The following is a 20,444-nucleotide window of genomic DNA, read 5'->3' as shown; positions in this document are numbered from 1 at the left end:
GGGACGACGACGGCCCCGCGCGGGCGCCGCCGTCGTCCCCCGAACCCGCTACGGCAGGGGCAGCGGCTCGTCGATCGGCTGGGACTCCGGCGCCATGTCGATGCCGAGGTCCTTCGCGAACACGGTGCGGGTGCCGGTGTAGACGCCGTCGGCGGACTCGTCGAGCTCGAACACGCGCGCGCCGCGCAGGTGGTGCTCCCCGGCCCCGCCCAGGCCGTACGTGCCGAATCCGGTGCCCGGGCCGTAGCCCAGCTCGATGCCGAAGTAGTCGCCCATGTACGTGTTGATGTGGTCGTGCCCCACGTACACGCCGCGGACGTCGCCGCGCTCCTGCAGCGCCGCGTACAGGCCGGAGTTAAACGCGCCGGTGTAGACGCCCTCGTTCTTGACGCCCACGATGCCGTGCTTCTCGACGGCGGCCGCGTGCTTCGACTCGTCCGAGTCGAACTGCGAGCCGTACCAGAGGTGGTGGTGCTCGAAGAGGGGGATGTGGAAGAACATCAGGGACTGGACCTTGCCGCCGAACTTCTGCTCCGTGGCCGCGGAGGCCTCGCGGTACCACTGGATCTGGCTGGGGCGGATCCAGTCGTAGCCCATCAGGCCCTCGAAGTCCTGGCCGCCGAGCGTCTCCGGGGCGTAGCGGCCCGAATCCAACAGCCACACGCCGAACGCCGGGCGGTTGCCGCGCGAGGAGCGGACCAGCAGCTGCCGGTTGGAGTGCCCGGCCACGGCCTCCTCGGGCGCCGGGTTCAGGTTGTGCTTGTACGCGCCGCGGATGAACTCGAGGATCTTCGGCTCGGTCATGCCCGTGCCGTTGCCGAGGGAGTCCTCGTCGTGGTTGCCGAACGTCAGGGCCCACTTGATGCCGCGGGACTCCATCGGCTGGACGACGTTGTTGACGGCCTGCTTGACCTGCTCGGCGCTCTTCGGGGAGCCGTTGATGACGTCGCCGTTGATCAGCGCGAAGCCGGGCTTCTCCCGGTCCAGGACGCGCTCGATCAGCTGGATGGTGCGGCGGTCGGTGCGCGGGCCGTCCTGGGTGTCGTTGAACTGGACGATCCGGAACCGGCCGTCGGCGCCGAACTGCAGGGGCATGTTCTTCGGGGCCCCGGCGGGGGCGGCCTGGGCGGGCGTCGCCGTGGCGGCGAACATGCCCGCCAGTGCGGCGGCGCCACCGGCCGCGAGGACTCCGCGCCGGCCGACGCCCTGGTTCTGCTGGGTCACGTGGGTTGCCTTTCTCGTGCGCCGGCCGCGGCGGGGGAAGGCCCGGCCCCGGGGGTCGGGGCGGTCGGCCGGCCCACCGAGGCTAGGAGGCCCCGGTGATCGGAAGGTGGACCACCGGCGAATGGCCGGGAACGCGCGGGTGAGGGGCCGCGGGGGGCCGGGCGCGGGGGACGCGCGGGCGGGCCTGGCGGGCATGCGAAGGCCCCGCCGTCGCGCCCGCCCCGAACGGGGGGAGGGCGCGACGGCGGGGCCGGCGCGGAGGGCCCGTCCGGGCCCGCTCCTACTTCTTGAGGTGGTCCACCAGCTGGGACGCGATGCCCCGGTAGGTGGCGGGCGTGAGGTCGAGCAGCCGCTGCTCGGCGTCGGCGGACAGGCCGAGGGAGGTGACGAACTCCTTCATGCGCTCGGCGTCGACGCGGTGGCCGCGCGTGAGGTCCTTGAGTCGCTCGTACGGGTTCTCCATGCCGGGGACTCCGGCGATCGCCTCGGCCCGCATGACCATCTGGATCGCCTCGCCGAGGACCTCCCAGTTGGACTCGAGGTCGTCGGCGAGGACCTGCTCGGCGACCTTGAGCTGTCCCAGGCCCTTGAGGACGTTGGAGATGGCGAGCAGCGAGTGGCCGAACGCGGTGCCGATGTTGCGCTGCGACGAGGAGTCGGTGAGGTCGCGCTGCCAGCGCGAGGTCACCAGGGTGGCGCCGAGCGTGTCGAGCAGGCCGTTGGAGATCTCGAGGTTGGCCTCGGCGTTCTCGAAGCGGATCGGGTTGACCTTGTGCGGCATGGTCGAGGAGCCGGTGGCGCCGGCGACGGGCACCTGCGCGAAGTAGCCGATCGAGATGTAGCTCCACACGTCGGTGCAGAAGTTGTGGAGGATCCGGTTGAACCGGGCGATGTCGGCGTACAGCTCGGCCTGCCAGTCGTGGGACTCGATCTGGGTGGTCAGCGGGTTCCAGGTGAGCCCGAGCGACTCGACGAACGTGCGCGAGACGCTCTGCCAGTCGGCCGTCGGCACGGAGGCGTAGTGGGCGGCGTAGGTGCCGGTCGCGCCGTTGATCTTGCCCAGGTACTCGGTGGCCGCGACCCGGTCCAGCTGCCGGCCGAGGCGCCAGGCGACGACGGCGAGCTCCTTGCCGAGCGTCGTCGGCGTCGCGGGCTGGCCGTGGGTGCGGGACAGCATCGGCACCTCGCGGGTGTCCTCGGCCATCTGGGCGATGCGGGCGACGAGCTCGCGGGCCGCGGGGAGCCAGACGTCGGCGACGGCTCCCTGGACGCCGACGGCGTAGGAGAGGTTGTTGATGTCCTCGGAGGTGCAGCCGAAGTGGACCATCGGCTTCAGGTGCGCCAGGCCCATGTCGTCGAGGCGCCGGCCGATGAAGTACTCGACGGCCTTGACGTCGTGGACCGTGACGGCCTCGATCTCGGCAAGTTCCCGGACGGACTCGGCGTCGAAGGAGGTGACGATCAGGCGCAGGGCCTCCTGCTGGTCCGCCGTGAACGGTTCGGTCCCCGGCAGGACGCGGTGGGCGGCGAGGTGGATCAGCCATTCGACCTCGACGTGGACGCGGTCGCGGTTCAGGGCGGCCTCGGACAGGTAGTCGACGAGGGGCGCGACGGCGGAGCGGTAGCGGCCGTCGAGGGCCCCGAGGGCGATCGGTTCGGAGGCGAGGGAGGTGCGCGCGGATTCAGCCATGGGTCCGATTATCCCATGCGGTCCGCGGGTCCCCGGGGCATGGGCCCCGTCGTCCGGCTCCAGGGGACGGCCCGGACGGCCCCGGTCCGTCCCGCCCCCGGTGCGTCCCACCTTCCTTGGTCCGTCCGGCCCTCCACAGGCCGCCGCGGCCCGCGGGCCCTCCACACCCCGGCGGCCGCCGCCGCGGGCCGGCTGCGCCCGGGCCTACCGTGGTGCGACCGGGGCGGCGCCGGACACCGGGAAGGGGAGGGACATGGATTGGTTCGACGGCGGTTGGGACGAGCGGCTGGCGCGGACGAGGGCGGCCGCGGCTGGGATCGAGGAGGCGGGCGGCTGTCTCGCCCCGCTCGGGACCCTGCGGTGGGAGTCGCCCGCCGGCCGCGCGTTCCGGGTCCAGCTCGAGCTGCTCACCGCACAGGTCCGCTACCTCTCCGGGATCGTGGAGGCGGCCGAGGTGGCGGTGGCCAGGGCCCAGGCGGTCGCCGTGGCTGCCGTGGAGACGCGCCGGGCCGCCGGCGAGATCATGCAGGAGGGGATGCGCGTCGCCGCGGAGGCGGGCGTGGAGATGATGGGGTCCATGGTCACGGCCGGGACGCCGGGGGACTTCCAGTACCCGGCCGGGACGGTCAGGGGCGGCCCCGACCCCGTTCCCCGCCGCCCGCCCGGCCCATGATCCACGACACCCGGGGCGGGACGGGCCGGGTCGAGGCGAACTTCGACGAACTCGAGCGGGGCACGGCCCTGCTGCACCGGGCGGCGGACGCGCTCGCCGGCGCGGCGGGCCACCTGGCCGCACGTCCCTGGGCGGCGGTCTGGGGGCCGCGCGGCTGGGAGGAGATGGCCGCCGTGGCCGCGGCGGAGGCGCTGCTCGGGGAAGCCGCCGACCTGTGCCGCGTCCTGTGGGGCGAGGTGGCGGCGACGGCCGAGGCGGTCGGGCGCAGCAGGGCGGTGTACACCGTGGCCGAGGAGGCCGCCGCGCGCGCCGTCCACGAGGCCCGGGTCCACCTGCTGCCGTGGCTCGTCTCCGGGGACCTCGCGACGAACGCGGGGCGTCCGCGGCAGGGGACGGTCGAGGACCTCGTCAACCAGTCGCCGGCCGTGGCAGGGACGCTGCTCGGGCTGCTCTTCCCCGCGGCCCTTCCGGTCGCGGGGTCCGCGCCCCTCCTTCGCGACACCCGCCACGGCGGGGTGTTCGACACCCGCGTCGCGGAGCGGCTGTATCCGGTGCTGGCGGGAACCGGGTCGCGCCACGGGTGGGTGGATGTGCGGCCGATCGGGGTCGTCGGCGTCGAGGACGCGGGCACCGCCGCCTTCAGGGGGACCCTGACCGACGTCACCGACCTCCAGCAGCGGGCCGAGGCGGCCGGCGACGGCCGGCTGCTCGTGGCCACCACCAACGGCGAGGCCGGGCCCGTCCACGTCGTCGTCCTGCCCGGGACGCAGACGGGAACGCCGCTGGGCCGGGCCAACCCGTGGAACGAGGGCGGGATCGTCGAGGGCGCGGGGCTGGGGAGCCAGCACGTGTCGGCCGCCGTCGGCGACGCGCTGCGCGCGGCCGGCGTGGAACCGGGGGAGCGGATCGTGCTCACGGGCTACAGCCAAGGCGGGATCCATGCCGCGAACATCGCGGCGGACCCGCGGATCAACCGCGTCTACGACGTCGACCACGTCGTGACGTTCGGGGCCCCGGTCGGCGCCAAGGACCTCCCCGAAGGGGTCCGCGGGCTGCATCTGGAGCACCTCGACGACCCCGTCCCGGGGGCCGACGGCGTCCAGAACCCCGACGTGCGCGACCGGGTCACCGTTCGCCTCGACGGCTACGCCCCCGGGACGGACCGGTCGGCCCCCGGCTTCGGGGCGGCCCACGGCCTGGACAACTACGCGTTCGGGGCCGGGGCGGCCGAACTCTCGACCGACCCGACCGTCGTCGAGGCCACGGGCGCGCTGGGGGCCGTGTTCGCCGGGGCCGGCACGGCGCGCATCCAGGCCGTGGCGCTCAAGCGGAGGGTCCCGCCCGGGCAGCTCCCGGCGCGCCGGCCCACGGGACCGGAGTTCAGGGACCGGCGGGATTGGTTCCCCGGGCGCTGACGGCATGGTGCCGCGCCTCGGGACGCGGACGCTGGCCGACGGTGCCGTGCCGTGGGCACGGGACCGCCCGGCAGCGGGCCCCGCGGGCCTACTTCCGGTCGCCGGGAACCAGCCAGCCGATGACGGCGGCGACGATGCTGATGATGATCGAGCCGAGGATCGCGTCCCAGAAGAACGACTCCACGTGGAAGCCGATGGGCGTGTAGCCCATGATCCAGGACGTGAGCATCAGCATCGCGGCGTTCAGCACGATGGCGAACAGGCCCAGCGTCAGGCACGTGATCGGCAGCGACAGGAAGCCGAGGACGGGCCGCACCACGGCGTTGACGACGCCGAAGACGAGGCCCACGAACAGGTACGACACGGCAGTCCCCACCGCCTCGCTTCCGGTGGCCCGCTGCGTGGCCTCGGCCCCGACGTCGATGCCGGGGAGGAGCCAGGCCGCTGCGGCCAGGGCGAGGGCGTTGATGACGACGCGCACGAGGAAGCCGATCATGGGCCCATCCTCGCACGCCCGGCCCCCGACCCGGCCGGGGCCGGGGCGGCCGTCCCCAGGAGGACCTCGATCCGTTCGCGGCAGCCGCCGCAGCCCGTGCCGGCCCGGCAGGCGCGCCCCACGGCGTCGGCGTCCGCGCAGCCGGCCGCGACCGCGTCGGCCACGTCGCGGTGGGTGGCCCCGCTGCACCGGCACAGCACGTCGTCGGGGGAGGGGGCCGATCCGCCCGGATGGCCCGCGGCGGGACCGTCGAGGCGCAGCAGTGTGCTGCGGTCCGCCGGCAGCTCGGCGCCGCGCTCGTACAGCAGCACCAGTTCGGCCGCCGTACGGGGGAGGCCGATGGCGACGAAACCGGTCAGGACGCCGTCCCGCGTGGTCATCCGGCAGTAGCGGCCGTGGTCCGGGTCCGCCCAGACGGCCGTGCGGGCCGGGCCGGGGCCCCACATCCCACCCGAGACGTCGCCGGCCGCGGCCAGATCCAGGCCCCGGGCCTTGAGCAGAATCAGCGGTCCCCCCGGCCTCGGGGGTGCCGGGGAGGCCGTGGCTTGGGGCACGGAGGGCCCAGCGGCTCCCGCGTCGAGCCGGCGGGCCAGCGCATCGGCCTGCTCCCATCCCGGGCCGATCAGCCCGCTCGGCGCCGAGCCGTCGACGGCCGCGCAGTCGCCCACGGCAAACACGTGGCCCTCCGTGTCGGCCTGCAGGCCGCGGTCGACCCGGATCCCCCGGCCGGTCGGCAGGCCGCACCCGGACGCGAGTTCGTCGCGCGGGCGCACGCCGCAGGAGAGGACCAGGAGGTCGCCCGGCACGTCGGGCGCGTCGTCCAGCTCCAGGGCCGCGAAGCGCCCGGCGTGCCGGGAGACACCCACGGCCCGCGCACCGCCGACCACGCGGACCCCGGCGGCCTCGAGCCTGGCCGCGAGGAGCCGCCCGCCGTCGGCGTCCAGGCTGCGCGCCAGGGGGTGTGGTCCGTGGTGCACGAGGACGGCGGAGGCGCCCTCTTCGGCCGCCGCCACGGCCGCTTCGACGCCGAGGATCCCTCCGCCGAGGACCACGATCCGGCCGCCCGCGCGGACCACGGGCAGGAGCCGGGCCGCGTCGTCGAGCGTGCGTAGCGCGACGACGCCGTCGGGCAGGTTGGGCTCGCGGTGCGGCTCGAAGTCCAGCCCCCGCAGGGTCGGCACGACGGGGCGGGCCCCGGTGGCGAAGACCAGCCGGTCGTAGCCGCGCCAGGCGCCGCTCGCGAACAGGACGCGCCGCGCGGCGCGGTCCACGCGGACGGCCGCCGTCCCGGTCACGACGGCGACGCCCCGGCGCCGGAGCTCGTCCGCGTCCGCGAGGTCGAGGGCGCGGGCCGGGGTGCGCCCGACCCCCACGTCGGCGACCAGCACGCGGTTGTAGGCGGTCCGCGGCTCGGCGCCCACGACGGCCAGCTCGATCCGGCCGGCGTCGACGGCGGGAAGCAGTCCGTCGACCAGCCGCGCGGCGACGGGACCGAACCCCAGGACGAGGACCCGCTCCGGCCCGTTCACCGGCGACCCGCCCGTTCGATCGTGGCGGCGGCGTTCTTGAAGGCGGGCATCCCGCTCACCGGGTCCGTGGCGGCGTTCGTCAGGGAGTTGGCGCGCCCCCCGCCGGGGAAGTGAAACGGCAGGAACACGCAATCGGGCCGGATGTCCTCCGTGAGCAGGGCCTTGGCCCTGGCCCGTCCCCGCGCGGTGGAGACGACGACGTCGTCGCCGTCGGCGATCCCCGCCGCGTGCGCCGTGGCCGGGTGCACCTCGGCCCGTGGCTCCGGGGCGGACTCGAACAGCTCCGGGACGCGGCGCGTCTGCGCGCCCGACTGGTAGTGCTCCAGGAGGCGACCCGTCAGCAGCGCCACCGTGCCCGGCGCGTGCAACGGCTCGGCCGCCCCGCCGGGCGCCACGGGCACGAGCAGGGCCCGGCCGTCCGGATGGGCGAACCGGTCCAGGAACGGACGCGGCGTCCCCGGCCCGGCCGGTTCCGGGCACGGCCAGTAGGCTTCGCGCCCCGCGTCCAGATCGGCATACGAGAGCCCGGAGTAGTCCGCCGGCCCGCCGGCCGACGCGGCGCACAGCTCCGCGAAGACGTCCGCCGGGTCGGTGGGCCACCGGCCCGGGGCGTCCAGCCGCCGCGCCAGTTCGGACAGCACCCACAGTTCCTGGGCCACCCCGGCGGGCGCGTCCACGGCCCGGCGGCGGCGCAGCACGCGGCCCTCGAGGTTGGTCATCGTGCCCTCCTCCTCCGCCCACTGGGCCACCGGAAGCACCACGTCGGCCACCTCGGCCGTCTCCGAGAGGAAGAAGTCGCAGACGACGAGCAGGTCCAGCCGGCGGAGCGCCTCGACCGTGCGCGCGGCGTCCGGGGACGACACGACGGGGTTGGAGCCGTGGACGAGAAGCATCCGGGACCCGCCGGGCAGGCCGAGGGTGTGCAGCAACTCGGTCGCCGGCAGGCCGGGCCCCGGCAGCGCGGCGGGGTCGACGCCCCACACCGCCGCCACGCGGGCGCGGGCGGCCGGGTCCGTGATCTTGCGGTACCCGGGCAGCTGGTCCGCCTTCTGCCCGTGTTCCCGTCCGCCCTGTCCGTTGCCCTGGCCGGTGAGGGTCCCGTAGCCGCCCGCGGGGGTTCCGGGCAGGCCGAGCAGCAGGGCGAGGTTGATGGCTGCGGTGGTCGTGTCCGTGCCGTTCGCGTGCTGCTCGACGCCGCGGCCGGTCAGCACGTAGGCGCCCGGGCCGCCCGCGCGGCCGGCCCGGGCCGCGGACGCCAGGCGGCGAGCGGCCTCGCGGACCTGGGGCGCGGGGACTCCCGTTGCCGCCTGCACGCGCTCCGGCCACCACGGCGCCACCGACCGGCGGACGGCCCCGGCCCCCCGGGTCCGGGCCGCGAGGAAGCCGGCGTCGTCCAGCCCCTCGGCCACCACGACGTGCGCGAGCCCGAGCAGCAGCACCAGGTCGGTGCCCGGCGCCGGTTGCAGGTGCAGTCCGCCGCCGTCGTCGGCCAGCCGGGCGGTCGCGGAGCGGCGGGGATCGACGACGACCAGGCCGCCGCGGGACCGGGCCCCCTCCAGGTGCCTGACGAACGGGGGCATCGTGTCCGCGGCGTTGGAGCCGAGGAGCAGGATGGCGCCCGCGCCGCCGAGGTCCGCCAGCGGGAAGGGCAGGCCGCGGTCCAGCCCGAAGGCCCGCTGCGCCGCCGCGGCCGCGGAGGCCATGCAGAACCGGCCGTTGTAGTCGATCCGGGACGTCCCGAGCGCCAGCCGCGCGAACTTCCCGAGCTGGTAGGCCTTCTCGTTGGTCAGGCCGCCCGCGCCGAACACGGCGACGGAGTCGGGCCCGTACCGCTCGCGCAGCGACCGGGCCGACGCGGCCACCCGGTCGAGCGCCTCGCTCCAGGCCGCGGGCCGCAGGCGGCCGCCGGCGTCGCGCACCAGGGGCGTCGTCAGCCGGTCCGGTGCGGCCAGGACCCGGGCCGAGGACCAGCCCTTCCGGCAGAGGCGTCCGCCGTTGGTCGGGAAGTCGCGGCCGGCGACGGCAGGGACGGCTCCGGGAGCGGGGGCCGCCAGCTCCATGGCGCACTGGAGGGCGCAGTAGGGGCAGTGTGTGGGCGTGCCCGCCATGCTCAGACCCCCTTCCGGGCCAGAACGGCCCCGCGCCGGACGTAGGTCGCCCACGTCAGCGCCCCGAGGGCCGCATAGGCGGCGACGAGCGCGGTGAAGGCGGCGGCGTAGCCGCCGGTGGCCGTGGCGCTGGCCCCCATGGCCTGCGGGACGAGGAACCCGCCGTAGGCGCCGACGGCCGACACGAGTCCGAGGGCGGCCGCGCCCCGGCGCCCCGCACTGATGCCGCCGAGGTCGCCACGGAGGGCGAACAGGGCGGGCAGCATGCGGTAGGCGGAACCGTTGCCCAGCCCCGCGGCCCCGAACAGGACCAGGAACAGGCCGAGGAACGGGCCGAAGCGTCCGGCCGACAGCACCGGGACGACGGCGGCGGCCGCGGCGGCCATGAGGGCCAGCGCGGCGACCGTCACCCGGGCCCCGCCCCAGGCGTCGGCCAGCCGGCCGCCCAGCGGCCGGGCCAGGGACCCGACGAGCGGGCCGAGGAAGGCCAGCGAGAGCGTGGCGCCGGCGAGGGGGAGCCCCGCGTACTGGGGGAACGTGTCGAGGATCAGTTTCGGGAACACCGCGGAGAAACCGACGAAGGACCCGAAGGTGCCGATGTAGACCACCGCGACGATCCACAGGTGCGGCTCCCGCAGGGCCGAGCGCACGGCCCGCCCGTCGCTGCGCGCATCCGTGAGGTTGTGCATGTGGCGCCAGGCGCCCCACGCGGCCAGCAGGAGCAGCGGGATCCACAGGAGGCCGGCCACCGGGAGGGCCAGTGCCGCGCCGCCGAGCGCGGACACGGCGACCGGGACCGCCAGCTGCGCGGCCGCCGCGCCCAGGTTGCCGCCGGCCGCGTTGACCCCCAGGGCCCGCCCCTTCTCGCGGGCCGGGTAGAAGTGGGTGATGTTGGCCATCGAACTGGCGAAGTTGCCCCCGCCGAGCCCGGCCAGGGCGGCCGCGAGCAGCAGGACGGCGAACGGCGTGCCGGGATCCGACACCGCCCAGGCCAGCGCCGCGGCCGGAAGGACCAGCAGCAGGGCCGACGCGACGGTCCAGTTCCGCCCGCCCCAGCGGGCGACCGCGAAGGTGTAGGGCACCCGCAGGGTGGCCCCCACGAGGCTCGGCACGGAGATCAGCCAGAACACCTGGCCGGTGTCGAGGTCGAAGCCGGCGGCCGGCAGCTGGACGGCCACGACCGACCACAACTGCCACACGACGAACCCGAGGAACTCGCAGAAGACCGACCAGCGCAGGTTCACGGCGGCGGTTCCCCGCCCGGTGGAGCGCCAGAACGAGGCGTCCTCGGGGGTCCATTCGTCGACCCACCGGCCTGGGCGCAGGCGCAGCCCAGGCTCCGGGGCGGTGGCGCGGGTGTTCGTGGCCATGGATTCTCCGTTCGTCGGGGACGCTGCCCACGCTCGCAGGCCCCCGTTTCGCCCCGTGGCCGGGCGCGTTTCGGCCCCGGAAAACCCGCCTCACGCGCCGGGCCGGGCGGGAGTGAGCCACGCGCCGCTAGGCTTGGGTCCATGACCACCGAGAACCACGTCACACGCCGCGAGGTCACCCCTCGCCCGGTCATCGACCGGCTGCCCAAGTACGTCGCCGGGAAACCCCCGGCCGCCGCCCCGGGCCTGACCCCGTTCAAGCTCTCCTCCAACGAGAACCCGATGCCCCCCGTGCCGGGCGTCCTGGAGGCGATCGCGGCGGGCGTCGACTACAACCGCTACCCCGACCCGCTCTCCACGAACCTGCGCGAGGCGCTCGCCGGGCACCTGTCGGTCCCGGCCGAAGACATCGTCACGGGCGCCGGCAGCCTGGGCGCCCTGACGCAGATCGTCAGCGCGTTCGCCGGGCAGAACGACGACGGCGTCGCCGACGAGGTCGTGTACGCGTGGCGCTCCTTCGAGGCCTACCCGATCGTCATCCAGACCGCGGGCGCCACCGCCGTCCCGGTGCCCGTGCTCGCGGACGGACGGCACGACCTCGAGGCCATGGCCGCGGCCGTCACCGAGAACACCGCCGTCGTCCTGCTGTGCACGCCCAACAACCCGACCGGGCCGATCCTCACCGCCGACGAGGTCGAGGGATTCCTGGCCAGGGTGCCCCGCGACGTCGTGGTCGTCATCGACGAGGCCTACGTCGAGTTCGTCCGCGCGGAGGACGCCGTGGACGGGATCGAGATGTACCGCAAGCACCCCAACGTCGTGGTGCTCCGGACCTTCTCCAAGGCCCACGGGCTCGCCAACCTGCGGGTGGGCTACTCCGTGGCGCAGCAGGGCATCACGGCACACCTGCGGGTCGTGGCCGTTCCGTTCGCCGTCTCCACGCTCGCCGAGACCGCGGCCGTCGCGTCGCTGCGGAACCTCGACGCGGTTGTGGAAAGGGTACAAGGGCTCGTCGACGAGCGGACGCGGGTCGTGGCCGGCCTCCGCGAGCTCGGGTGGGAGATCCCGGACGCGCAGGGAAACTTCGTCTGGCTCGGCCTCGGCGAGCACACCCAAGACTTCGCGCGGGTCGCGGGGGAGCGGGCGCTGGCCGTGCGCGCCTTCGGGAACGAGGGCGTCCGGGTGTCGATCGGCGAGGCGGAGGCCAACAGCCGCTTCCTGGAGCTTTGTAGGACCTATCCAAACGCCCCCCGGCTTTCCTAGTCGGTCACAAATCCCGGGGCGCGCCCTGGCGGCCAGTAGGCTGGAGGGCGACTAGCCACATATGCCTGGCGGGGAATGCATGCCCCGCCAGGCATATATATCCACGTGAGGGGCCCTCGCCTATGACGCCCAGCCGCCCGCAGGCCGGACTGATCGCCGCCGCGGAAGAGCTACCGGACGACCTCGCGCAGCTGCAGCTGCTGACGCCCGGCGGCGAACTGCGGACCGACCCGGTCTTCTCGCCGTACCTCGAGGACGTCGACGACGAGGCCCTGCGCGGGTTCTACCGCGACATGGCGGTCACCCGGCGCTTCGACGAGGAGGCCACGGCCCTCCAGCGGCAGGGCCAGCTCGCGCTCTGGGTCCCGCTGCGCGGCCAGGAGGCGGCCCAGATCGGCTCCGGGCGGGCGACGCTCCCGCGCGACTACGTCTTCCCGACGTACCGCGAGCACGGCGTCGCGCTGACCCGCGGCGTGGACTTCGCCGAGATGCTGCGGATCTTCCGCGGCATCTCCAACGGCGGCTGGGACCCCCGGGAGACCGGCTTCCACCTCTACACGATGGTCCTCGCCGCCCAGATGCCGCACGCGACCGGCTACGCCATGGGCATCCAGCGCGACCAGGCCGGCTGGGACGCCGAACGGCTCGAGCGCGAGGGCGAGGCCGTGCTGGCGTACTTCGGCGACGGCGCGTCGTCCGAGGGCGACGTCCACGAGTCGATGGTGTTCGCGGGCAGCAACCGCTCGCCGGTCGTGTTCTTCTGCCAGAACAACCAGTGGGCCATCTCCGTGCCGTTCCACGTCCAGTCCCGCGTGCCGCTCGCGCGCCGCGCGGCCGGCTACGGGTTCCCCGGCCTGCGCGTGGACGGCAACGACGTCCTCGCCGTCCACGCGGCCACGCGCTGGGCGCTCGAGCGGGCCCGGCGCGGCGACGGTCCCGTGCTGATCGAGGCCGAGACCTACCGCCTCGGCGCCCACACGACGGCCGACGACCCCACGAAGTACCGCACGTCCGACGAGGAGGAGGCCTGGGCCGCCAAGGACCCGCTGCCGCGCCTCGAGCGGCACCTGCGCTCGACCGGCGCCGGCGACGACGCCTTCTTCGCCGACGTCGCGGCGCAGGGGGACGCCCTGGCGCAGCGCGTCCGCGCCGAGGCGCTGGCGTTCCCGGGGCCGTCCCTCGCGGACGCGTTCCGCCACGCCTACGCGGAGGCGCACCCCCTGGTCCGCGAGGAGCTGGACGCGCACCTCGCGTACGAGGCCGGATTCGCCGACGCCGAGGAGGGCGCCCGATGACCATGATGACCCTGGCCAAGGCCACGACGGCCGGCCTCCGCCGCGTCCTCGAGGAGAACCCGAAGTCGCTGCTGATCGGCGAGGACATCGGGCGGCTCGGCGGCGTGTACCGGATCACCGAGGGCCTCCAGGCGGACTTCGGCGCCGACCGCGTCGTCGACTCCCCGCTCGCGGAGTCCGGCATCATCGGCACCAGCATCGGGATGGCGCTGCGCGGCTACGCGCCGATCGCCGAGATCCAGTTCGACGGCTTCGTCTTTCCGGGCTTCAACCAGATCACGACGCAGCTGGCCAAGATCCGCTCCCGCTCCGAGGGCCGGCTGGGCGCCCCCGTCGTCGTCCGGATCCCCTACGGCGGCGGCATCGGCTCCATCGAGCACCACTCGGAGTCCCCGGAGGCGCTGTTCGCCCACACGGCGGGCCTGCGCATCATCACGCCGTCCAACCCGCACGACGCCTACTGGATGATCCAGCAGGCCGCCGCGTGCCAGGACCCGGTGATCGTCTTCGAGCCCAAGCGCCGGTACTGGCTCAAGGGCGAGGTCGACACGGAGAACCCGGGGCAGGACGCCTTCGGCGCGCAGGTGGTCCGCGAGGGCACCGACGCGACGATCGTCGCGTACGGTCCGCTGGTTCCCGTCGCCCTGGCCGCGGCCGCGGCCTCCGAGGAGGACGGCCGGAGCGTCGAGGTCATCGACCTGCGCTCCATCAGCCCCATCGACTTCGACACCGTCACGGCCTCCGTCGAGAAGACCGGCCGGCTCATCGTCACCCACGAGGCCCCGGTCTTCGGCGGGATCGGCGGCGAGATCGCGGCCCGCGTGTCCGAGCGGGCGTTCCTGCGCCTGGAGGCCCCGGCCCTGCGCGTGGGTGGTTTCCACCTGCCCTACCCGGTCTCCAAGGTGGAGGAGCAGTACCTGCCGGACATCGACAAGCTGCTCGACGCGCTCGACCGCTCGTTCGCCTACTAGCCCCGACCCGCCAGGAGACCGCGCCGGCCGCCAGCCCCGGCCGGCCCCGCCCGCCAGCACGACCCGCGGCCCCGCCGCAGACCCGCCAGGAGGCACCATGAGCACGTTCAACCTTCCCGACGTCGGCGAGGGGCTGACCGAGGCGGACATCGTCTCCTGGAAGGTCAAGCCGGGGGACACGGTGGCCGTGAACCAGGTCTTCGTCGAGATCGAGACGGCCAAGTCGCTCGTGGAGCTGCCGAGCCCGTTCGCGGGCACCGTCTCCGAGCTGCACGCCGCCGAGGGCGAGACGCTCGAGGTCGGCTCCCCGCTCTTCTCCGTCGACGAGGCCGCCGCCGGCGGCGCGGGTGCCCCCGCCGGGGGGACGACGGCGCCGCCCGCCCGCGGTGGAGCGGCCGCGGAGGCGGAGGCCGCCGCGGCCGGCCCGGACGAGCCGCAGCTCCCGGCCGGGGTGCCCGCGCCGGCCCCCGCCCAGGACCAGGCCGAGGCCGCGGCGCCCGGACCGCTCGTCGGGTCCGGCCCGAAGGCCGACCCGGCCAAGCGCCGCCCGCGCCGCAACCGCCCAGCCCCGGGGAGCCTCCGCGGCCCCGCCGCGCGCCGCCCGGGCGGCTCCGCGGAGGCGCCGCCGTCGTCCGCCCCGGCGCCGACTCCGACGGCGGCGCCCGCCCCGGGTTCGGCGCCGGCCGCGGGTGCGCCGGCCAACCCCTCGGGCACGGCTTCCGCCACCGCGGGCGCGGCGGCGGCGGGCCGGGCCCGCGTCGGCGAGCTGCTCGGCCGCGTGCTCGCGAAGCCCCCGGTGCGCAAGATCGCCAAGGAACTCGGCATCGACCTGTCGAAGGTCCCGGGAACGGGCGGCGGCGGCGAGGTCACCCGCGAGGACCTGCTGTCCTACCAGGCCCAGCGCGAGGCCGAGCAGGCCGCGGCCGGGACGTTCTGGACGGCCCAGCCCGGCCAGGGCGACCGGGTCGAGCGCGTCCCCGTCAAGGGCGTGCGCAAGGCGACGGCCAAGGCCATGGTCGAGTCCGCGTTCACCGCACCCCACGTCAGCATCTACGTCGACGTCGACGCGACGCGCACCATGGAGTTCGTGCAGCGGCTTAAGGCCTCGCGCGACTTCCAGGGCATCAAGGTCTCGCCCCTGCTGATCCTCGCGAAGGCCGTCATCTGGGCCGCGGCCCGCAACCCCAGCGTCAACGCGAGCTGGGTCGAGCAGCCGGACGGCTCCGCGGAGATCCACGTCAAGCACTTCATGAACCTCGGCATCGCCGCCGCGACCCCCCGCGGCCTGCTGGTCCCGAACATCAAGAACGCCCAGGACCTGAGCCTCAAGGAGCTCGCCGTGGCCCTGAGCGACCTGGCCACCACCGCGCGGGCCGGCAAGACGCCGCCCGCCGACATGCAGGCCGGCACCCTGACGATCACGAACATCGGTGCCCTCGGCATCGACACCGGCACGCCGATCATCAACCCCGGCGAGGTCGCGATCGTCGCGTTCGGCACGATCCGGCAGAAGCCGTGGGTCGTCTCCGGCGAGGTCATCCCGCGCTGGATCACCACGCTCGGCGGCTCGTTCGACCACCGCGTCGTCGACGGGGACCTCTCCGCCCGGTTCATGGCCGACGTCGCCGCGATCATGGAGGAGCCCGCGCTGCTGCTCGACTAGGGAGGGCGGAGGCCGCCGGGCGCCGGGCGGCGAAGGGGGCCGTTTCGTCACCGGATCGTGACGGCGGGGCGCACCGTCCCGGCCTACGGTTGATACAGACGCGTCTGGGATCCCCTCCGGCGCCCGCCGGGGCCCGACACACGGAGCCAGCCATGCGCACCACCCCTGCTCCCAGCCAATCCACCAGCCGGCGGTCCCGCCGCCGCGCCGGGCTCGCCGCGGTGGTCGCCGTGCCGCTGCTGCTCGCCGGGTGCGGCGCGCCCGAGGCCGCGCCGCCCGGCCAGGGGGACGACGGCGGCGCGACCGCGACGGGCGCGTCCCCGACCGGCGGAACCGACTCCGGGAGCCCCGGGACGCCGGACGATGCGTCCACTGCCGACCCGGACACGCCGACCTCCGATGGCGGCTCCGCCACCGACGGCGCCACCGCGCCCGGTGCCGGCGGCGCCACCGCGCCCGGTGCCGGCGGGGCGGCGTCGACCTCCGCGGCGCCCGGCGCGACCGGCGGCGCGGCGCGCGGAAGCTCCGGCGCCGGCGCGGCCGAGATCCCCATGGACGACTGGAAGACCTTCACCGGCGGGGGCCTGTCGTTCCGCTACCCGGCCGTGTGGTCCCTGGAGGGCGGATTCACGGAACACCAGGGCGTCTTCGAGATCATCGACGGCCGCGGCCGGCCCATCGCGCAGTTCCAGACGAACGTCGTCACGGACACCGACGGGGACGTCGGGTCCTACGAGCGCGCCGACCTCGACCGGGGCACCGTCCAGGGCCTGGCCCGAGAGGGCCGCGTCGACTGGGTCTATACGTACCGGACCATCACGGACACCACGGCCCCGGACGCCCCTCCGGACCGGTCCGTCCTCTTCGCGGTCGCCGACACCGCCAACCTCGCCCGCCGGACGGAGCAGCCGCACCTCTACACCTTCCCGAATCCCCCGGCGGGCGTCGCCTGGCTGATCACCACCGAGCACTTCGTCAACACACCGGGCACGGACCCCGACCGGTTGACGGAGGCCGAGGCCAAGGCCTTCATGTCCACCGAGCGCTACCAGGCCATGGTCCAGATCGCCGGGTCGCTCCGGTACACGGACTAACCCGGGGAGCCCGTTCCCCCGAGGGACCGGGACCGACGCGACCCCGCGACCGCCACCCACGATTCAGAGCGCCTCCATATGAATCCAAGCCGATTTGGTATTTCAGTCGGGGAATAGGTCGACCTACGCTGGGTGAACGCGCCGCTGCGGCGCGCCCACGCGACAGGAGGACCCGATGGAGCTGCGCCAACTGCGGTACTTCGTCGCGGTCGCCGAGGAGCGGCACTTCGGCCGGGCGGCCGTGCGCCTCCACATGGCCCAGCCCCCGCTGTCGCAGCAGATCAAGCAGCTCGAGGAGCAGCTGAACACGCGCCTCCTGGAGCGCACGACGCGCCGCGTGGACCTGACCCCGGCCGGAGAGCTGCTGCTCGAGCGGGCCCGCTCGCTGCTGGCCGAGGTGGACCAGCTCGCCCACGACGTCGAACTCGTCGGCCAGGGCGCCAGCGGAGTCGTCCGCATCGGGGTGGTCGGCTCGGCGACCTACCGGCTGCTGCCCCGGATCGTGGAGAACGCCCGCCGCCGCATGCCCGGCCTGAAGCTGCACGTCACCGGCGAGATGCTCACCCCCGACCTGGAGCGCGCCCTCGAGGACAACCGCGTCGACGTGGCCGTGCTCCGGCCGCCCGTCCACTCGACCGCGATCGAGACGCGCCTGCTCGAGCAGGACGAGCTCGTCGTCGCGCTGCCCGAGGAGCACGAGCTCGCCTCCCGGGGCACGCTCCGCCTCGAGGACCTGCGCGACGAGCCGTTCGTCGGCTACCCGCGCGGCTCGGCGGTCAGCGGGATCACCCTCGAGGCCACGGGCCGGCGGGGCTTCCGTCCGCGCGTGGTCCAGGAGGCCGGCGAGACCTCGACCCTGCTCTCGTTCGTCGCCGCCGGCCTCGGCGTCGCGCTCGTCCCCACGACGCGCCGCAACTTCGCCCTGCGCGGGATCGTGTTCCGGCCCCTGCGCGACGCCCCCGCCGTCGACCTCGCCATCGCGTGGCGGCGCGGCAACGACTCAGCCCTCATCACCAACTTCGTCGCCCTCTTCGGCGGCGATCCGGAAGGAACACCCGAGTGAAAATCGAACGCATCGAGGCGATTCCGTACGCCATTCCGTACACGCACCCCCTGCGCTTCGCCAGCGGCGAGGTCCACACCGCGGACCACGTCCTCATCCGCGTCCACACGGACGACGGCGTCGTCGGCACCGCGGACGCACCCCCGCGGCCGTACACGTACGGCGAGACGCAGGCCTCGATCGTCGAGATCGTCGAGAACGTCTTCGCCCCGCAGGTCACCGGCCTCGAGATCACCGACCGCGCCAAGGTCCACGAGATCCTGAACCGCACCATCCACAACCAGGTCGCCAAGGGAGCGCTGGACATCGCCCTCTGGGACGCGCTCGGCCTCACGCTCGGCCAGCCCGTGCACAAGCTGCTCGGCGGCTACACCGACTCGATGCGCGTGAGCCACATGCTCGGCTTCCGTCCCGCCCAGGAGCTGCTCGACGAGGCGCTGCGCTTCGGCGAGGAGTACGGCATCACCACGTTCAAGCTCAAGGTCGGCCGCCGGCCGCTGGCCCTCGACATCGAGGCGTGCCACGTGCTGCGGGAGGGCCTCGGCGAGGACGTCGAGATCTACCTCGACGCCAACCGCGGCTGGACCGCCAACGAGGCCCTGGAGGTCCTGCGCCGGACCGACGGCCTCGGGCTGACCCTGCTCGAGGAGCCGTGCGACGCCAAGGAGGCCATGAGCCGGCGCCGCCTGGTGGAGAAGTCGCCCATCCCCGTGGTCGGCGACGAATCGGTCCCGACCGCCGGCGACGTCTCCCGCGAGCTGCTCTCCGGCGGCTGCAACGCCATCTGCATCAAGACCGCGCGCTCCGGGTTCACGGAGGCCCAGCAGATCCTCGGCCTCTGCACGGGCCTCGGCGTGGACGTGACCATGGGCAACCAGATCGACACGCAGGTCGGCTCGCTCGCCACCGTCACGTTCGGCGCCGCCCACGAGGCCTCCAGCCGCCGGGCCGGCGAGCTGTCGAACTTCCTCGACATGGCCGACGACCTGCTGGCCGAGCCGATCCGGATCGTCGACGGGTCCATCGCCGTGAGCTCCGTGCCCGGCGTCGGCGCCGCCATCGACGAGGACAAGCTCACGAAGTACCGCACCGACGCGTAGCGGCGCGGCGCCCGCGCGCCGCCGTCGTCCCCCCACCCCCCACGCAAGGAGAGAGCATGCTGTTTCTGGCCCGCATGGACGTGACGTTCCCGCCGCACCTGACCCCCGAGCAGGTCGCGGACTTCCAGGTCCGGGAGAAGGAGTACTCGGGCGAGCTGCAGCGCAGCGGCAAGATGGCCGGCATCTGGCGGATCGTCGGCGAGTACGCGAACCACTCGCTGTTCGACGTCGAGTCCAACGACGAGCTGCACCGGATCCTGAGCGGGTTCCCGATGTACCCGTACATGAAGATCAAGGTCACCCCGCTCGCGAAGCACCCCAACGCGATCGGCTGACCCGGCCGGCGGCACCGGTTCGGGGAACCCCGGGCACCCACGGGTGCCCGGGGTTTTCCGCGCCGCCTCCTCCATTAGGTTGCCCTGCGTCTCAATCCGCACGGAAAGAGTATTTCTCTTCGAAGAATCGCGCCCCTAAGGTGGAAACCAACGTCACGCAGCTGTGACGCACCGCATAGTTGCAGATCACCACGGGGCGGCCGGCAGGCCGTCGAGACAAGGACACGACATGAGCACCGAAACCGCTTCCGCTGCCGCCTCCGGCAACGCCGCCACCGACCGCTTCCGCGCCTCCGGCAAGACCGCCTCCATCCAGGCCAACCAGGAGCGCGTGAACCTGCTCGCGAGCAAGCTCGTCAAGGCCGCGAACGACATCGTGCTCGAGGAGCGCGTGACCTACGACGAGTTCAACGCGCTGAAGGCCTGGCTGATCAAGGTCGGCGAGGACGGCGAGTGGCCGCTGTTCCTGGACGTGTGGCTCGAGCACTCCGTCGAGGAGGTCGCCACCAGCCACCGCGAGGGCAACAAGGGCTCCATCGAGGGCCCGTACTACATCCCGGACTCCCCGGAGCAGAAGACCCCGGCCAAGATCTCCATGCGCGAGGACGAGAAGGGCACCCCGCTGCGCTTCCAGGGCCAGGTCCGCTCCACCGACGGCGCCCCGCTCTCCAACGCCAAGATCGAGCTGTGGCACGCCGACGAGGAGGGCTACTACTCCCAGTTCGCCCCGAACATCCCGGAGTGGAACCTGCGCGGCACGTTCATCGCCGACGAGGAGGGCAACTTCCAGATCGACACCATGCAGCCGGCCCCGTACCAGATCCCGACCGACGGCGCCTGCGGCCAGCTCATCGCCGCCGCCGGCTGGCACGCCTGGCGCCCGGCCCACCTGCACCTGAAGGTCTCGGCCCCCGGCCACGAGCTGCTCACCGCCCAGCTGTACTTCCCGGGCGACGCGCACAACGACGACGACATCGCGACGGCCGTGAAGCCGGAGCTGATGCTGGACATCCAGCCCGCCGAGAGCGGCAACGGCGTCCAGACCACCTACGACTTCGTGCTCGACCCCGAGCGCCAGTCCTAGCACCCGACCGCGCCGGGGCCCGCGGCCCCGCGGGCCCCCGAGCACCCCCAACACACCCCGGAGGGACAACA

17 protein-coding genes are annotated in these 20,444 nt (G+C 74.3%); 11 read left to right on the top strand and 6 right to left on the bottom strand.

Annotated features, from left to right (window positions below; genetic code table 11):
* Window positions 1–48: 48 nt before the first annotated feature.
* Window positions 49–1,224 (bottom strand): metallophosphoesterase family protein, encoded by a 1,176-nt coding sequence (locus AC1Q5D_RS11020; protein ID WP_481738645.1) that lies wholly within the window; start codon window positions 1,222–1,224, stop codon window positions 49–51.
* Window positions 1,225–1,504: 280 nt separating this feature from the next.
* A complete protein-coding gene (gene purB, locus AC1Q5D_RS11015) occupies window positions 1,505–2,914 on the bottom strand; it encodes an adenylosuccinate lyase (RefSeq protein WP_481738644.1) in 1,410 nt (469 codons plus the stop codon).
* Window positions 2,915–3,167: 253 nt separating this feature from the next.
* On the opposite strand from purB, the gene AC1Q5D_RS11010 reads away from it, so the two are divergent.
* Window positions 3,168–3,587 carry a hypothetical protein gene (locus AC1Q5D_RS11010; protein WP_481738643.1) on the top strand — a complete coding sequence of 140 codons (420 nt, stop codon included), beginning with the start codon at window positions 3,168–3,170 and terminating at the stop codon, window positions 3,585–3,587.
* Window positions 3,584–5,002, top strand: a complete 1,419-nt coding sequence (locus tag AC1Q5D_RS11005; RefSeq protein WP_481738642.1) for an alpha/beta hydrolase family protein — start codon at window positions 3,584–3,586, stop codon at window positions 5,000–5,002. Before AC1Q5D_RS11010 ends, AC1Q5D_RS11005 begins: the two co-directional genes overlap by 4 nt.
* An 88-nt stretch (window positions 5,003–5,090) precedes the next feature.
* Here the strand turns inward: AC1Q5D_RS11005 and AC1Q5D_RS11000 are convergent, their stop codons facing one another.
* Genes AC1Q5D_RS11000 through AC1Q5D_RS10985 form a run of 4 tightly spaced genes read right to left on the bottom strand, consistent with a single transcriptional unit; the run spans window position 5,091 to window position 10,505 of the window.
* Entirely contained in the window at window positions 5,091–5,498 is a 408-nt protein-coding gene (locus tag AC1Q5D_RS11000) for a phage holin family protein (protein WP_481738641.1), read from the bottom strand.
* Complete coding sequence (locus AC1Q5D_RS10995) at window positions 5,495–7,027, bottom strand: FAD-dependent oxidoreductase (RefSeq protein WP_481738640.1); 1,533 nt, start codon at window positions 7,025–7,027, stop codon at window positions 5,495–5,497. The genes AC1Q5D_RS11000 and AC1Q5D_RS10995 overlap by 4 nt, the downstream gene beginning before the upstream one ends.
* A complete protein-coding gene (locus tag AC1Q5D_RS10990) occupies window positions 7,024–9,135 on the bottom strand; it encodes a molybdopterin oxidoreductase family protein (RefSeq protein ID WP_481738639.1) in 2,112 nt (703 codons plus the stop codon). Before AC1Q5D_RS10990 ends, AC1Q5D_RS10995 begins: the two co-directional genes overlap by 4 nt.
* Window positions 9,136–9,137: 2 nt before the next feature.
* Window positions 9,138–10,505, bottom strand: a complete 1,368-nt coding sequence (locus AC1Q5D_RS10985) for an MFS transporter (RefSeq protein ID WP_481738638.1) — start codon at window positions 10,503–10,505, stop codon at window positions 9,138–9,140.
* Window positions 10,506–10,646: 141 nt separating this feature from the next.
* Here AC1Q5D_RS10985 and AC1Q5D_RS10980 point away from each other — a divergent pair, with 141 nt between their 5' ends.
* The 9 genes from AC1Q5D_RS10980 to catA all read left to right on the top strand — a co-directional run bounded on the left by AC1Q5D_RS10980 (window position 10,647) and on the right by catA (window position 20,373).
* Entirely contained in the window at window positions 10,647–11,768 is a 1,122-nt protein-coding gene (locus tag AC1Q5D_RS10980) for a histidinol-phosphate transaminase (protein ID WP_481738637.1), read from the top strand.
* A gap of 122 nt (window positions 11,769–11,890) precedes the next feature.
* Window positions 11,891–13,063: a pyruvate dehydrogenase (acetyl-transferring) E1 component subunit alpha gene (gene pdhA, locus AC1Q5D_RS10975; protein WP_481738636.1), complete on the top strand. Its 1,173-nt coding sequence runs from the start codon at window positions 11,891–11,893 to the stop codon at window positions 13,061–13,063.
* Window positions 13,060–14,034, top strand: coding sequence for an alpha-ketoacid dehydrogenase subunit beta (locus AC1Q5D_RS10970; RefSeq protein WP_481738635.1), 975 nt, complete (start codon window positions 13,060–13,062; stop codon window positions 14,032–14,034). The genes pdhA and AC1Q5D_RS10970 overlap by 4 nt, the downstream gene beginning before the upstream one ends.
* A 97-nt stretch (window positions 14,035–14,131) precedes the next feature.
* A complete protein-coding gene (locus AC1Q5D_RS10965; protein ID WP_481738634.1) occupies window positions 14,132–15,697 on the top strand; it encodes a dihydrolipoamide acetyltransferase family protein in 1,566 nt (521 codons plus the stop codon).
* A 152-nt stretch (window positions 15,698–15,849) separates the two neighbouring features.
* Entirely contained in the window at window positions 15,850–16,791 is a 942-nt protein-coding gene (locus AC1Q5D_RS10960; RefSeq protein WP_481738633.1) for a hypothetical protein, read from the top strand.
* A 175-nt stretch (window positions 16,792–16,966) separates the two neighbouring features.
* On the top strand, window positions 16,967–17,854 hold the full coding sequence (locus AC1Q5D_RS10955) for a LysR substrate-binding domain-containing protein (protein ID WP_481738632.1): 888 nt from the start codon (window positions 16,967–16,969) through the stop codon (window positions 17,852–17,854).
* Window positions 17,851–18,954 (top strand): enolase C-terminal domain-like protein, encoded by a 1,104-nt coding sequence (locus AC1Q5D_RS10950; RefSeq protein ID WP_481738631.1) that lies wholly within the window; start codon window positions 17,851–17,853, stop codon window positions 18,952–18,954. Before AC1Q5D_RS10955 ends, AC1Q5D_RS10950 begins: the two co-directional genes overlap by 4 nt.
* A gap of 56 nt (window positions 18,955–19,010) precedes the next feature.
* Window positions 19,011–19,289: a muconolactone Delta-isomerase gene (catC, locus tag AC1Q5D_RS10945; RefSeq protein ID WP_481738630.1), complete on the top strand. Its 279-nt coding sequence runs from the start codon at window positions 19,011–19,013 to the stop codon at window positions 19,287–19,289.
* A gap of 229 nt (window positions 19,290–19,518) precedes the next feature.
* The gene (gene catA, locus AC1Q5D_RS10940) at window positions 19,519–20,373 is read left to right on the top strand and encodes a catechol 1,2-dioxygenase (RefSeq protein WP_481738629.1); all 855 of its coding nucleotides are present in this window, start codon (window positions 19,519–19,521) and stop codon (window positions 20,371–20,373) included.
* Window positions 20,374–20,444 lie beyond the last annotated feature (71 nt).

This window comes from Arthrobacter paludis (assembly GCF_056782315.1).
Note: the sequence above shows the minus strand (reverse complement) of the source record. Positions and strands in the feature narration are given on the sequence as shown.

What these genes read in the sequence shown, in the direction of transcription:
- AC1Q5D_RS10955 (WP_481738632.1), top strand. Translation starts at nt 16,967, where the DNA reads ATGGAGCTGCGCCAACTGCGGTACTTCGTCGCGGTCGCCGAGGAGCGG.
- AC1Q5D_RS10990 (WP_481738639.1), bottom strand. Translation starts at nt 9,135, where the DNA reads ATGGCGGGCACGCCCACACACTGCCCCTACTGCGCCCTCCAGTGCGCC.
- AC1Q5D_RS10980 (WP_481738637.1), top strand. Translation starts at nt 10,647, where the DNA reads ATGACCACCGAGAACCACGTCACACGCCGCGAGGTCACCCCTCGCCCG.
- AC1Q5D_RS11005 (WP_481738642.1), top strand. Translation starts at nt 3,584, where the DNA reads ATGATCCACGACACCCGGGGCGGGACGGGCCGGGTCGAGGCGAACTTC.
- AC1Q5D_RS10985 (WP_481738638.1), bottom strand. Translation starts at nt 10,505, where the DNA reads ATGGCCACGAACACCCGCGCCACCGCCCCGGAGCCTGGGCTGCGCCTG.
- catC (WP_481738630.1), top strand. Translation starts at nt 19,011, where the DNA reads ATGCTGTTTCTGGCCCGCATGGACGTGACGTTCCCGCCGCACCTGACC.
- catA (WP_481738629.1), top strand. Translation starts at nt 19,519, where the DNA reads ATGAGCACCGAAACCGCTTCCGCTGCCGCCTCCGGCAACGCCGCCACC.
- AC1Q5D_RS10960 (WP_481738633.1), top strand. Translation starts at nt 15,850, where the DNA reads ATGCGCACCACCCCTGCTCCCAGCCAATCCACCAGCCGGCGGTCCCGC.
- AC1Q5D_RS11000 (WP_481738641.1), bottom strand. Translation starts at nt 5,498, where the DNA reads ATGATCGGCTTCCTCGTGCGCGTCGTCATCAACGCCCTCGCCCTGGCC.
- pdhA (WP_481738636.1), top strand. Translation starts at nt 11,891, where the DNA reads ATGACGCCCAGCCGCCCGCAGGCCGGACTGATCGCCGCCGCGGAAGAG.
- AC1Q5D_RS10965 (WP_481738634.1), top strand. Translation starts at nt 14,132, where the DNA reads ATGAGCACGTTCAACCTTCCCGACGTCGGCGAGGGGCTGACCGAGGCG.
- AC1Q5D_RS11010 (WP_481738643.1), top strand. Translation starts at nt 3,168, where the DNA reads ATGGATTGGTTCGACGGCGGTTGGGACGAGCGGCTGGCGCGGACGAGG.
- AC1Q5D_RS10970 (WP_481738635.1), top strand. Translation starts at nt 13,060, where the DNA reads ATGACCATGATGACCCTGGCCAAGGCCACGACGGCCGGCCTCCGCCGC.
- purB (WP_481738644.1), bottom strand. Translation starts at nt 2,914, where the DNA reads ATGGCTGAATCCGCGCGCACCTCCCTCGCCTCCGAACCGATCGCCCTC.